Origin of the sequence: Vibrio sp. 1F169, assembly GCF_041439605.1 — a bacterium.
GTDB classification, from domain to species: Bacteria; Pseudomonadota; Gammaproteobacteria; order Enterobacterales; family Vibrionaceae; genus Vibrio; species Vibrio tasmaniensis_A.
Genome location: NZ_JBGOOI010000020.1, coordinates 52,187 through 66,353, shown reverse-complemented (window position 1 = coordinate 66,353; position 14,167 = coordinate 52,187). Strand labels below are relative to the sequence as shown.

The 14,167-nt window shown below is 41.7% G+C and carries 10 protein-coding genes; 2 read left to right on the top strand and 8 right to left on the bottom strand.

Annotation, left to right across the window (positions count from 1 at the left end; translation table 11 throughout):
• Positions 1-160: 160 nt before the first annotated feature.
• The 6 genes from ACED53_RS10590 to ACED53_RS10565 form a co-directional block, all read right to left on the bottom strand.
• Complete coding sequence (locus ACED53_RS10590; RefSeq protein ID WP_009846439.1) at positions 161-742, bottom strand: TetR/AcrR family transcriptional regulator; 582 nt, start codon at positions 740-742, stop codon at positions 161-163.
• A 367-nt stretch (positions 743-1,109) separates the two neighbouring features.
• A complete protein-coding gene (locus ACED53_RS10585) occupies positions 1,110-1,505 on the bottom strand; it encodes a phosphate ABC transporter substrate-binding protein (RefSeq protein WP_009846438.1) in 396 nt (131 codons plus the stop codon).
• 11 nt (positions 1,506-1,516) lie between these two features.
• On the bottom strand, positions 1,517-2,782 hold the full coding sequence (locus ACED53_RS10580) for a hypothetical protein (protein ID WP_017101047.1): 1,266 nt from the start codon (positions 2,780-2,782) through the stop codon (positions 1,517-1,519).
• 12 nt (positions 2,783-2,794) lie between these two features.
• Positions 2,795-4,414, bottom strand: a complete 1,620-nt coding sequence (locus ACED53_RS10575) for a methyl-accepting chemotaxis protein (protein ID WP_009846436.1) — start codon at positions 4,412-4,414, stop codon at positions 2,795-2,797.
• Between the two features lie 103 nt (positions 4,415-4,517).
• On the bottom strand, positions 4,518-5,723 hold the full coding sequence (locus ACED53_RS10570; RefSeq protein ID WP_017101046.1) for an EAL domain-containing protein: 1,206 nt from the start codon (positions 5,721-5,723) through the stop codon (positions 4,518-4,520).
• A complete protein-coding gene (locus tag ACED53_RS10565) occupies positions 5,720-9,862 on the bottom strand; it encodes an ATP-binding protein (protein WP_371692612.1) in 4,143 nt (1,380 codons plus the stop codon). Before ACED53_RS10565 ends, ACED53_RS10570 begins: the two co-directional genes overlap by 4 nt.
• A 370-nt stretch (positions 9,863-10,232) precedes the next feature.
• On the opposite strand from ACED53_RS10565, the gene ACED53_RS10560 reads away from it, so the two are divergent.
• Both ACED53_RS10560 and ACED53_RS10555 read left to right on the top strand, forming a co-directional pair.
• On the top strand, positions 10,233-10,505 hold the full coding sequence (locus ACED53_RS10560) for a hypothetical protein (protein WP_009846433.1): 273 nt from the start codon (positions 10,233-10,235) through the stop codon (positions 10,503-10,505).
• Positions 10,506-10,524: 19 nt separating this feature from the next.
• On the top strand, positions 10,525-11,889 hold the full coding sequence (locus tag ACED53_RS10555; RefSeq protein ID WP_009846432.1) for a hypothetical protein: 1,365 nt from the start codon (positions 10,525-10,527) through the stop codon (positions 11,887-11,889).
• A 246-nt stretch (positions 11,890-12,135) separates the two neighbouring features.
• On the opposite strand, the gene ACED53_RS10550 is transcribed toward ACED53_RS10555, so the two are convergent.
• Complete coding sequence (locus tag ACED53_RS10550) at positions 12,136-12,909, bottom strand: ABC transporter substrate-binding protein (RefSeq protein ID WP_017061505.1); 774 nt, start codon at positions 12,907-12,909, stop codon at positions 12,136-12,138.
• Positions 12,910-12,919: 10 nt separating this feature from the next.
• Entirely contained in the window at positions 12,920-14,071 is a 1,152-nt protein-coding gene (hisC, locus tag ACED53_RS10545; RefSeq protein ID WP_017101044.1) for a histidinol-phosphate transaminase, read from the bottom strand.
• Positions 14,072-14,167: the final 96 nt, after the last annotated feature.

Here is a 14,167-nt window from a genome sequence, read left to right as displayed (position 1 = left end):
AACCATCTGTAGGATCGTTCAACTGATCAGGAAAATGCTTAAATGATCAGTGTTAGCTCAAATGAGCGGCGTTTTTTCGTGTCAGTTTTTGAGGAATTAGGAGTTAAGACTTAAAAACCCAAAATGTAACTTACGAATAATTCATTTAATAAGCAGTTATTTAATAAGCAAAGCGAGTCTCTTCTTTAAATAAGCTAGCTATAACCTCTTGGTATTGCATAAGGTTAAACGTAGAGTTGTCATTGTTATATTTTTGTTGCTTGTTTGCTAAATATGGTTGAGACACTAACGACGTAACTAGCATCTGGTAATAATGAAAGTTTGACTCGTTACAGCCATCAACTAAATAAAGAAGATTTTCAAGAGTCTTATTGTAGGTGTAACCAAACTTAGACTCTTTAAGGCGTTGAACATTTTCGTAATTGTATGAACTTCCGCCAAAAGTGAATAGTAAAAAGATGTTAGGCGAAGCTTCCCAAAACTCGATAAGTTCAGAAAGTAAGTGTTGTAGTTGTATTCCATCCACTCTCTGATACTTTGAGAACTGCTCTTGAAAACGACTTGTATGCTCTTCGATGAGCTGATCAAACAATTGCTCTTTGTTATTAAAGTAATAAAGAATTAACGCGGGGCTTACACCCGCAGACTTAGCAATAGACCGAATTGAAACTTTACTATAAGGCTGAGAAATAAATAGCTTTTCTGCTGAGCTCAAGATTTTTGTTCTTTTGTCATTTAGCATCAGATTGTATCCTCACCTATTTGTTTATATTACCCGCGCATTCTATAACTCAACCAAATAATCTCAACATGCCCATTTTTATATCAAACAAACTAAATGAATAAAAATATAAAAAATTTGGATTTTTTAGAAAACAGAACAAAAAACAACCAGTAAGATTGCCTTATAAAACAATAGGATAGAAAATTGACAAGCGAGTGTAAGCGGTAAGTAAGAGAGTTCGAGCAGTATGTAAGCCAATGTAAGAGTGGCGCCCTATTAGAGCGCCACACGAAAAGCCTTTACTTTGCAGCTCAAGCTTTTATTTTATAGCTCAAGCTTTTATTTTATAGCTCAAGCTTAAAGCTTAAAGCTTAAAGCTTAAAGCTTAAAGCTTTAGAAGAACCTTAACTGAACTATCAACTAAAGAGTCATCGATATAAGCAATTTTGTTTGAAGAGCTAGCGACCATGTCTTTCGCTAAGCTTTCTTGACCTACAGCTTTAGGTGGTTGACCTTTACCCGTAAATACTCGCTTTGCCCAGTAAGCTTGAAGCTGTGCTTCTGTCTTCTTTGTAATTGCTTGGTGAAAAGTACCCTTAAGTGGGTGACCGTCTTCCAAGTCTACCGCTTCAATCTGTAGAGACTTTGCTTTACCTAGATACAGTTTTTTAACTGTTGAAGCGTCAAGCTCATTCATTGATGGGTTGCCAACAACAACCAAACCAGCGAAAGCGTTCATGCTGCTAAGAAGAGCAGCGGCTACCAATGCTTTTTTAAACATAATTCTCTTCCTTAAAATACCGCGTCAACTTTAACTGTGTACAAGATGTTGTCTTCGTTCTTGTAAGATGCGTTAACACCACCATTAGTTGAACCGAAGTTGGTTAGGTAGCTAACATCACCTTTCAGCGCGATATTAGGCATAAAGTCCCAACGAGTACCGATGCTGTAAGTTGTGCGTTGAACATTTAAGCCACTTGCAACGTATTTTGCTGACTTGTAATCATTCGGGCTTCCGGTGCCTAATAGCGCTTTCATACCTGTACTTTTCACTTGGCCATTGCGCTCAGCATCGTCTGTTGTCTCCATATGCGCAGCAGTCACGTAAGGTGTGAATTCGTTCACACGGTAAGATACTGTCAGGTAAGCTGCATCTACATCTTGGTAAAAACCTTCTACTGTAGTGCGAGTCACTTCTGAAACAAGCGCTAGGTTACCGTTGTCGTATCGACCACCAATACCGTAAAATTTCGCTTTTTCATCATTGAATTTAGTATTCTGCATTTCATACGAATTCCCCAGATTTAGTGGGTCATTATCTAAGATCCAATTAGTGCTTGAGCTAACTGTTGCTTGAGCGTAAACCGCACGTAATGTCCAAGTGTCGTCGGTCCAGTTGATCACCCCACCAACGATATCATCGAACTGAGTATCGGCACTATAGGTATGCTTAGAAGCTGAAAGCTTTTGTGCTCCTACAAACCCTTGGAATGATGCTGTGCTATCTTCCAACTCAATATCGTAAATGAAATCCCCACCAGTCAGTGATGTAAGAACGACTGGGCCGTATACTTCGCTAGGTACGCGAACGCTTGTTTGAGCGTAACCCACCTCTAGGTAGTCAGAGTACATGAAAAGAGGAAGACGTAGCTTACCGCCACGAAGTGTCAGGTTTGGTGTTACTTTATGGCTTAGAAATGCCCACTCAACATCCGGTGTCCAGTTTTCTTTCTTAGTGCCTCGAGCAACCATTTGCACTACAGCTGAAGTAGATTCGTTAACTTCAAACTCACCCTGCAAACCAATTAGAGAACCTTCTTCAAAGCGTACTTTGTTTTCTGACTTCATGAAACCATGGCTATGGTTGCCAAGTTGCATGTTCAAAGACGCAAAACCGTTGAAGTTAAACTTATCAGCGACTGAATTTAGTTCTTTTGCTTCAAGAATAGCGACCTTGTTTTCAAGCTCAGCCAATTTTTGCTCATCTGTAGCGTGTGCAGCGAATGAAGTCGCAAGTGCTACCGCTAACGGCAATAAGCGAAAAGAGGAGTTAGTCATTGTTGTTCTCCGTTATACTTTAAATTGTGATGTTGATTTACTCAGCTCTGTAACGATGCCACTCAGTTGGTGACTTAGAGCTTCGAGTTGATCTGTCGACTGAGACACTTGATGAGAGCACTGTCTAAAATCATCCATATGGGTGTGGATTTGTTTTGAAGCACGAGCTTGATGCTCTGTAGTACTTGCAATTTGTTTGTTGAGCTCGGTAATTTCTTCTACCTGGCCACTAATTTCTAATAGATAGTCACCCGCGTTTTGCGCGTCTCCAACCGCCTGTGACGAGCTCGCTAAGCCTTGGTCCATAGCGCCAACAGCAGCGTTAGAGCCGGACTTAAGGTCGACCAACAAGGCATTAATTTCTGTTGCGGATTGTTGAGTATTGTTCGCTAACACGCGCACTTCGTCGGACACAACAGCAAAGCCTCGGCCATGTTCACCAGCTCGCGCAGCTTCAATTGCAGCATTTAGTGCTAACAAATTCGTTTGCTCAGCGACACTTTGTATTGTGTTTAGTATTGAGCCAACATTGCTTGCATTCTGATCGAGTTCTTTCAACTTACAGGCCGTATCACGGATGTTTGTCGCAAGCTCTTCAATTTCTTTACTCGTTTTAAGAACCACTTGTGTTCCTGTTTGAGCACTAGAATTGGCTTTTTGAGCTTGAGAATCTGCATGCGATGCAAAGTTAACAACTTGTTCTATGAGGTCGATGATGTTATTGACCGCCTCGGTAACCTCTTCGATGTGATCACGTTGAGTGCTATTTAGAGCCAAGGTTTGATTCGACTCGCTACGAATCTTGTCGCTGACAACCTCAAGCTCGTGTCCAATGCTTAACGTACTCGCGATAATGCCTTGTAGCTTTTCAATGAATTGATTGAAACTCTCAACAAGCGTTGATATCTCATCTTTTCCTGCGTAGTCGATGCGTACCGTTAAGTCACCATCCCCAGTCGCAATCGCCTTCATCTTTTCTGTCACAAGCAATATTGAGCTAATAACCGATTTGAATATTGCGTAACCAACCGAAATCACAGAGATCAAAAAGAACACACCTAACCAAATAGATTGATTCGCAGCGTCGTTTGCGGCTTTTTCAGAGTGCAAGATAGTGTCTACGACCTTCTGACTCGCGGATGCACGTAACGTCTCGCTTAACGCAACTAATGAATCATATTCAGTGCTAAGTTGGTTCGCTCTGGAGGTCAGGCTCTCGAAAGAGTCATTGAGATTAATAAAATCTTCGCTCAGCGCGTACGCAGAATCCGTGTACCTTGCTAGTTGTTGTGACAGTTTATTAAAAGCTGTCGCTTGTGAAGGTAAAACATCGGCACCACGACTCGCTTCAACTTGCAGTTCAGAAGAAATTTGACGTGCAAAATCGAGAGCTTGCTCATCTTCCATCACGACAGCAGCTTCGAACTGTTGCTTCACGTTAGGTAAAAGAGAATATATTTTCGTCGCATGCTCAAGTGCAGGGTAGTAACTTGACTCTAACTGCTTTAGGCGCTGACTATTATCATTATGAATAAAGACATTTATTGAGATAATGGCAGCTAGGCTAAGAGATATTATTGAGAGCAGTACAATAAACTGTACTTTAATGTTGATATAGCGAGACAATAGCATAAGGTTTTTTCATTAGCGCTGGTTGTGGCTGATGGTAACGTTTGTTCATATTTAATAGCGAACACATTCACTAAACAAATTTACCGTTATGTTCAAAGCCCGCTTATTTAATTTCTTTAATTAAGTTCAGCTCTTTAATTTTGCTGTCCCAGTCTTCTTTCCACTCTAATAGTTTACGAGCGGGCATTGGACGAGCGATAAAATAGCCCTGAACCAATGTGTCGACATTACTGATTTCACGAATGTCCATCCAAAGAGAATGATCCTCAACCCCTTCAGCAACCGTACTCAGTTCTAATAAGTGAGCCAAGTAGAGAGTAGCGCGAACAATGGCATGGCTTGAACGACTGCTCTGAATGTTTTTCACAAAGTCGATATCCAGTTTCAGTGCTGAAAATGGCAGGTCATCTAATTGCTTGAGTGAAGAGTAACCTGTTCCAAAGTCGTCAATCGCCAGGGGAATACCGCGCATGCATATCCTCGTGGTGGACGCTAAAGCAAGAGCGACACTTTCAACTAAATCAGATTCTGTTAATTCCAATTTTATCTGCTCTGTCTCAAGTTCACCTTGGTCGATCAAAGCGAAGATATAATCAACAATATCACCGTCAATAATATCTTTAACTGTCAGGTTTATTGCAAATCTCCGCTCTCCGAGAAATGACTTCTCATTGATCGCTTGATTGATTAAATACTTCATCACCTCTCCCATTTTTCCTGACTCAAGTAACCGAGACAAAAAGAAAAAAGGGCTGAGTACGCCATAACGAGGGTGCTGCCATCGAATTAGCGATTCACTTTCTCGCCATTCACCACTATGGATACACACTATCGGTTGGTAATAGAACATAAACTCTTGGTTGCTTACCGCTTTTGCTATGTCTTCATCCGTAATAACGATGTCGCTATTAGAATTAGAAGCAGCCGCTTCTTTTGTAGAGTTAAGGTTAATTAACTTTGACAGCGACTCTTTTGCTATTGGCTTCTCAAGAACACCAAGCAAATTCAGGTTAAACGCTTTACACATCTTCCTTGCGGCATCGAGCACTGTTTTGCTTTCCGCACTTGTGATGATGATATTGCCTTGAAAATCGGCCTCAGCAAGGCGTTTTAGGAGTTCGATACCATCGATCATCGGCATATTCAGATCACATAAGATCAAATCGACAGAAGAGGCTTCAATAAACTCTAGAGCCTTATATCCACATTCAAAAGGTTGGACATTTTCCATACCCAAACTCTTTAAAACCATCCCCATTACATTCAATTGAAAAGGGTGATCTTCTATCACTACAACATGCTGGTTCATGGTAGCTCCTTAAATGGTTTGATTGATTCTGAACAATAAGTCTTCAATTGGTTCGTCAGCTGTTCGAGGTTATCGTAATGTGCTTGAATACCATCTAAGTCACTTAAGGAGACCAATTCCATTGTTTGCAATTGATTGGCAATGTCCTCTGTGCCTACCATTTTTGCAGCTCCCTTCATCTTATGAGCTACCTGTTTAATGGCTTCGAGATCTCGCTGTTCACACGCAGCTTGAAGCAGAGGCATGTCAGCTTGATGGCTCTTGATAAAGTCAGTGATGATCTGCATGACGAGATCTTGGTCACCAAACAATTCGGTTAAGTTGGCGAGATCAATCGGAGCAGAGCTCGGCTCACTTTTAGGCTCCGAGGAACTAATACAAGGCTTATCGACAACAGATTGCACCTTATCAAGATGTTTGATTATGGTGTCGCCAATCACCCTTAATTTGGTTGGTTTTGATAAGAAGTCATCCATACCAATCTCAAAGCACTTATCATTTTCGCCTTGCACAGCGTTTGCGGTTAACGCAATGATCGGAAGACGAGGTTGGTTTTGGGTCTGCTCTTTTACTCGGATCTGCCTCGTTAATTCGTAGCCATCCATCTCAGGCATGTGGCAATCGGTAATTAGCAGCCCATAATCTTCATTATCTAAGGCAACAAGTGCTTCCTTGCCGTTATCTACCATATCGGCATGGAAACCTAATTGCTCAATTTGTTGAAGAATTATCTGTTGATTGATTGGGTGATCTTCCGCTATTAAGATAAGTCTTTGATTCTGTTTGGCAGACTCGCGCGACTCAGTACTCAATTTCAGATTATTATCATCTTGGACAACATCTTCCACAAACGCAGGACAGTTGTGCAAACAGTGCATCAACTGCGAAGGCAACAATGGGTTTGCTGACAGATTCCAGCCCAATTTGCATGGCGCCGGCGAAAGCATTCCTTGTTCACTGACACAAATAAACTGCACGCTTTCGGCGAACGTATCAATGCTCTGATCTAGCTCATGAGGAATAAACACAAAATCAGGCTCAATGGTATCGACCCAGTGTGCGAGCTCTTTAGTCACCTGAACATTCTTTGAGATAACCTTAATACCCCAAGATGTTAGATAGTTCTCTAATTCAGATTGCTGCATGAACGTTTTGGTAAGTAGCGCCACCTTGCCATTCATGTCCGCCCTGTTATTTTCAGCGAGCGTTTTAAGCGGCAGCGTAATAGAGAACGTTGAACCAATGTTGATCTTACTCGTTACGTTAAGACTGCCACCCATTTGTTCAATAAGTTGCTTCGAGATAGTCAGACCAAGGCCTGAACCACCATATTTCCTCGTGGTTCCTTCATCGGCTTGAACAAAAGGTTGGAATAGGTTTCGAATGTGTTCTTCACTGATACCGATGCCACTGTCAAACACCTCGAAACAAATTTGTTGCTGTTCACCATCCAGGTCGAGTAACTTTGCCGCTAAACCTACGGTTCCATATTCTGTAAATTTAATGGCATTGCTCAACAAGTTATTTAAAACCTGTCCAATACGAATATCATCCATTAAGACTAAATCATTCAACTCAGGGTCTAACCAAAATTTGAACTGTAACCCTTTGGCGTGAGCTTGCCTCGCCTGCAACTGAGTCACTCTAAGGGTCAATGTATCTAGACTTGCAGGCTGATAATCTAGGGTCAGCTTACCGGCTTCAATTTTCGAGAAATCGAGTATATCGTTAACAATATGCAGTAGGTTATTCGCCGATTGACTCAGCGTTGTATGGATTTTCTGAACTTCATAACCAACTTCATATTGCTCTGACAATTCCAACAAGCTAACAATCCCTCCCAATGGAGTGCGGATTTCATGACTCATGTTTGCCAAAAATCGAGACTTGGCCTCAGTTGCGGCGATAGCACTTTGTCTTGCTTGTGTTAGCTCTTCTTGCTGTTGTTTAAGCTCTGTTATATCAGTAAGAACAGAGTCCCATTCATAATAATCGCCAAGATCAGAAATCTTGCTCTGCAAATTGAGCCATCGGTTTTGGTTATCAATATTCACTCCAATATCGAGGCTTAGTTTTCCCTCTTTATTTCCACTACGTACCTTCTTAATTAAGGTTCGACGATCCTGAGCATTAAGCGGTGCGAAAAAACTAATTGGAGAGCGGCGCAATTGAGCAGGAGTAAGCCCTAAAAGCTCCTCTACCCCATTACTAATAAAGACGAATTCAATATCGTGAAGACTTCGTTTGGGCTGAATATGCTGTATAACCGCGCCATGCAAATTGTTCGCCAGTTTCTGTACTCGGTCATCGGCACTTTTTGCAATTTTTTTCGCTTCGTAAAGCTCAGTAAGATCATCAAGAATGGTCACTGAGCCTTCGATATTCCCGTTGGAGATATAAGGGCACTTCCAATACGCGTAGTGTTTACTGCCTTGCGGCGAAACGACTTCTTTTTCTAAGCGAGGTAAAACAACCCCGTGATGGATCATTGTGTCTTCATCGGAGTTATTAACGATGGTTCCTTCGATTAACTCAAAACCAGTAAGCTGCTGCGCGGCACTGTTCAGACTGATTATCTGGTTATCCAAGTTACGCACAACAATAGGAAACGGCATTGCGTCCAACAATGAACGCTCGAACTCCACTTGATGTTTGAGAGCGGATTCAGTTCGCTTTCGATCTTCAACTTCACGTCTTAGTTTCCAGCTCCATGCCATTACAAGCATAATGAGCACCGATGCTACAGAGATTAAAATGGCAGCACCCAAGATAACATCTGCCGTATCCACGCCTGATTCATAAGACACATCCAACCAATGCTTCTTGATCTGCTGATACTTGTGATGAGGTATAGCGAACAGCGCTTTGTTAATAATATTGTTCAGCACTTCTTGGTCGGCTTCGACACTGTAGGCGACTGGAATATCGTTTTCTTTAGATAGCAGGCTTGTTACACGTAAGTACCCTGAATACTGGCCCTGTAATAGAGGAGACGCTAAATAGAGCGAAAGCATCGCTGAGTCTACCTCTCCTGTATCCACGGCATCGAGCAAAAGCAACTCAGAGCTATAGGTCTTAATTGGGCAAGCCTCACAATAGCGTTTCACAAGCTCTATTCCGACACTGTCGTTTATAGTTCCAATAACGGAGCTCTTCGTTAACTCACCGAATACCGCCAATTTACTCGTATCACTTTTACCAACCAGTGCCCACGGCTCAACCATGAAAGGCTTAGAATAGAGGTGATGCTCATCGTCACCAGTAGAAGGTGTCGCCTTAGTATGAATTACTGGAAGAGAAACTGGATGAGCTTGGTTGCCCTGTAAATCGAGGTCGTTGTCGTAAATAAAGTTTAACCCCGTAAGTCGGGATATTTCACTCAATATATCAATTGAAATACCATCTGGCTTACCTTCACTATTCTCGAAAGAAATAGGCTTCGAGTCTGTCTCAGATGATACATATATGTTCGGATTGAGAAGCAGGAACTGCTGTTCTTTTTCAGTTAATAGCAGCTTGTTTTTACTAACGACTAACAGAAGACGCCTTTGTATTTCGTTCAACCACTTTTTGCGAATATTAACAAGCTTGCTTGAGTTATCTTGGTTTATAGCGTTATTGATAATACCCAGCAACTTCCTATTTTCAGGCGTATCCAGCAAGGCAATAACATAATTATTTAAGGGTAAACCATCATGTAAGTTGACCGACAAAAATAACTCATAGGGGCTATTCATTAACTTGTTGTGCAGTAACACTCCATCATCAACAATGGCTAACGCGTTCTCTCGAGCTACAGCAGCAATCGCGGTTTGATAGGATGAATATGACTTAAAAGAAGAAAATGGGAGAAGCGATTTCACAGAAGACGCGTTACTCGAGTCTTCAAAATAAGCCAGGTTTCGTCCCTTCATTAATAAGTGGCTTTCAATAGGCTCACTACTTAGGCTAACCATTCGACTAGATAAGATAGGTTTAGAGTAAATAACACCGCTACTAGAAACATTTTGTTCAGCCGTAATAATGGCATCAACTTGTTCAGTTTTAAGTACGTTATTTAGATCCGACGGAGAATGAAAACCGACAAACTCCAAGCCATTCAACTCACGCTCTGCATAGAAACCGGTCAATTCAGGCAATAATCCCGAAACCTCCCCCTCTTGGACAACAACGTACGGAGAAAATCCTGAGGTTTGAACTCCGATTGTAATCGAACCACTAGCCTTAACGTAAAAAGATACGGAAGAAGCCAGGATAATTAGAGAAAGTAGATTAAAAGCGCGGAACATGAATAACCTAGAGTTTTATTAATTAGTGCACCTTATATCTTATTCACAGTCTCGACTCACCAATTTGCACTGAACAATATGGAACTTCTGTTTAACGCAATCGGTTGCTCCGTTTTGGCAGTATGACTTATAAAATGAATTGTAAGCAGTTGATACAAAGCTTAATAACCCAATCAGCTACTAGGTTGGTCTCCCCGATGTTATATGAGGTCCCATAACAATGATTAAATTTCTACATATCAGTGCAATTATATTACCTATAGCTTTGATCGGCTGCGGGGGAGATAGTTCAAAAAAATCAACCACCACTTCAAAGCCTAAAACCCAGCAAGTTACCGCGACTAAATCTACTCTAAACCAAAAACTGAACAAGGTAGATTTGCAATCAAAAAAACTGAGCTCAGAAGGCGTTAATACGATTATGAACTTGCCTGTCGGAAAGACGAGCCTATCTATCTCTACACCGACCAAATTCAGTCAAGTTAAACAATAGATATTGAAGGATTTGTATTATGAAAAAAACCGTTTTAGCTTCAACCATTTGTATAAGCCTATTCTCTTCATCTATCGTTAACGCCCACTACAATGGTGCTCATGAAGTCGGTGAGAACATGCGTAGTAGCATTGATGAAATGATTACAACTAAGCTTAAAGCGTCATTTTTTGACTCTGCTGCGCTTTATATGGACGCAACAAATGTTAAGCAATTAAAAACCTCCCCAACTGGATTGCTAACATCTTTGACTACGGGTTCGCAGAACACGGAACTTCCGTTGGAAACTAGACAGGAGTTGATCGACGCATCTCAAGAAGTCGGCTTTGTCGTTGACTACTTGAAGAAAAACCCTAAGACACAAGGTGTCGATAAAGAGGTGATGGATTTCTGTATTGCAGAAAACGTAGAAGCGAAGAATTGGCCGGGTATTGATTATGTTGTCGATCAATACGGCACAAAAAATGGTATCACTACGCTCCCCGTCTCTATTATCTATTTCGCATCCAAAGGCGAATGCCAAGATCCAAATGATTGGGCACCCAAGTTAAATCAGAGCACCGCAAAATCAGAATTTGAATCCTCAATTCCCCAAGAGATCATTGCTTACAGCTCAAACGTAGGTAACACTGGCGGTGAACTCGTCTTCATTCTTGAAAACAGTTATAACTTCAGTGACGAGCCCGAAGAGCAATTTGAGTCTTTTACTTTCTATCAAACATCAAGCGATGACACTCCTGGAACAGGTCTGTTTAGACGTACTCAAGTTAATAAAAACTCCTCAGATCCTACGCAAGCGTATTCAAAGTTTATCAACGTGGCATGTCAGGACTGTAATAGTGACAACGAGAAGTTTAAAGTTGAGAGCCGCGCCGAGTCTGGCTACGGTACAGTGTCAGTCGCTTCAAGTGCTGTCGAATCTGGAGGCAAATTAATTCCTGGTTTCGTAAGTGAAGATTCAACCGAAACCGAATACTTTGTTCAAGTAAACTATGAGACAAAGGCCCCTAACAAGGCTACATCTCTATTCGTTGATGCATTCAAATTCGAAGATTCCCTGATCCATGGCCGTTACTATTACGATGGTTTTAAAGGTGTGAAGTTCAGTGCTGAAGAGTTACAAACCGCGAATTTAATTGCTGAGTATTCCCTAGCTCATCCCCTAAGCTTAAACGGGCTATCGGTAGTGGAAACCAACGGTGTTCTAACGAATAACTCTTACTCACTACAGGTAAAATCAAATAACTCGGTCATTGTTGCTCCAGTAACCGTGACGGACGCAGAAGATATTCAATTATTAAATGAGATATCTAAGGTTACAGCAGAAGCTATCAATTACGACAATAGCGATGTGACGATTGCTGATTGGAATAAAATATACTAATCAGATCATTAGTTACGATTGTTCGCAAGGCACTGCCTACTTTCCTTGCACTAAGCCACTCAGTCGAGTGGCTTTTTTTGTACGTCTCTTCTCCCCTTCCCAACTACACACTTAAACACTTAACACTTAACACTTAACACTTAAACACTTAAACACTTAAACAATGGTCTTTTGGAGCCAATAAAAATCCGAGAGCCTCACAGCCTTCGGATGTTTTTGGTGTTCTACTTTCAGATGCTAGGCGAATTACAAATCAGCGCCATAGATATCAAATGTGAAGTACTTCGCTGCGATCTTATCATAGGTGCCATTTGCTCTAATCTCTTCAATCGCGGCATTGAATTGTTTCGCCAGTTTTGAATCCTGCTTTCTTAGTGCTAAAGCCGTACCTTCGCCAATGTAGGCTTTGTCGGTTACTGCTTTACCTTTAAATTCAAAGCCCTCACCTTCTTTTTTATCTAAGAAAGCTAATGACAGTTGATCCGAGTTGCCAAAGGTTAGATCTAGACGACCATTTTGCAGATCCAGATAAACTTCATCTTGGCCGGTATAGCGTTTAATGTTTGCCACATCACCAAACTTGTCGGTTACGTAGCGATCGTGAATCGTACCTTGCTGAACACCGATGGTTTTACCCGCTAAGCCGGCCTCATCAATGCTGAACTCGGCGCTCTTAGCAGCAACAAACACGGCTGGAGTTTGGTAGTACTTATCGGTGAACAAGATTTTGCGCTTACGCTCTTCGGTAATACGCATCGAAGCCATGATCACATCTGATTTTCTCGCCAATAGACTTGGAATCAACGAATCCCAGCTTTGCGATACCCACGTGCAATCGAGTTTAGCTTGCTCACACAAGGCGTCAGCTATCTCAATATCAAACCCGACAGGCACACCGTCACTGTTTTTATAGTTGAATGGCGGATACGTAAAGTCCGACGCCAAACGGATTTCTTTCGCCTGTACCGTTGTACCAAGTAAAGCGGCCGCACAAGCGAGTCCTAGTATTATCTTTTTCATCATTGCCATCCTAGATATGATCTTTATCGAGTTGAGATTGAGTTTCTATATATTGATCTTGTTGACGCTGTCGTTTTTGCTGATCTTGTTGAGTCTGTTGTAGCTCGATTTGGTAGCGTGTTAGTGACGTTATCACTTCTAGCATGCTCTCTTGGCTACCAATACTGATTCGAACACAGTTACGCAAAGCAGGTTCGTGGTTTTGATTCCTTGTCACAATGCCATCCTTCGCCAATACGCTAAACACATGGTGCCCCGGTTTTTGACGTAGCAAAACGAAATTAGTCGATGAAGGGTAAACCTGTTCTATAAATTCAAACCGCGTTAGCTCACAAGCAAACCGATTACGCAATTCAACCAACTTTAACGTCGCGCTTTCCATCAACGCAATTCGTTCATCAGACAATGCGTCTAGCACTATTTGAGATGAGCAATCTGGCATTGGATAAGGGGGGATCAGTTTCGCGACATACTGCATCACATTTTGACTCGCTAAGATAAAGCCACATCGAACCGCAGCCAATCCAAACGCCTTAGACAAGGTGCGAATCACAACCAAATGCGGATAACGCTCAATAAGGCTCACCGCTGACGTTTGTGGTTCAAATTCGATATACGCTTCATCGACCACCACTAGCGACTTGCCAATCGTGCCTTCCAGTACCTGAATCAAATCCAATTTAGGGATCACATTGCCCGTAGGGTTGTTTGGTGAGCAAAGAAACACGATATTAGCCAATTCCGCTTTATTCACGATATCAGCGACGTTCAGGCTGAAGTCTTCCTGCAATGGAGAGTCTAAAGTATTAATCGCCAATGCATCGGCGCAAAACTCATACATCGCATAGGTTGGAGAACAGATAAGTATGTTGTCGCTCGCCGGCTTACAGAATGTTCTGATCAGCAAATCAATCGCTTCATCTGCACCACGGACAGCAACCGTCGCGGCATCAGTGCCACAGTAATCTTGGTAAGCCTTAGCAATATCTTGTGGTAAGAAGTCTGGGTATCGGTTGTGACTTGCTTCTCCTTGAAACAGCGAGCTTTCCAATTCATTGGCGTTTAACCAAACACGTCCATCACCACCAATTCTTCTTGCCGATTGATAAGGTATTAATTTTTTTACAGCCTGAGGTACTAAGCTATCAATAAAAGATGTCAAGAAGCTATCCCTTTCACAAAATCACAATGTCTTCATCATTGCCTTTATATTCAATAAATGTGACCTATACACATATTGAATCACAAATGATGATTA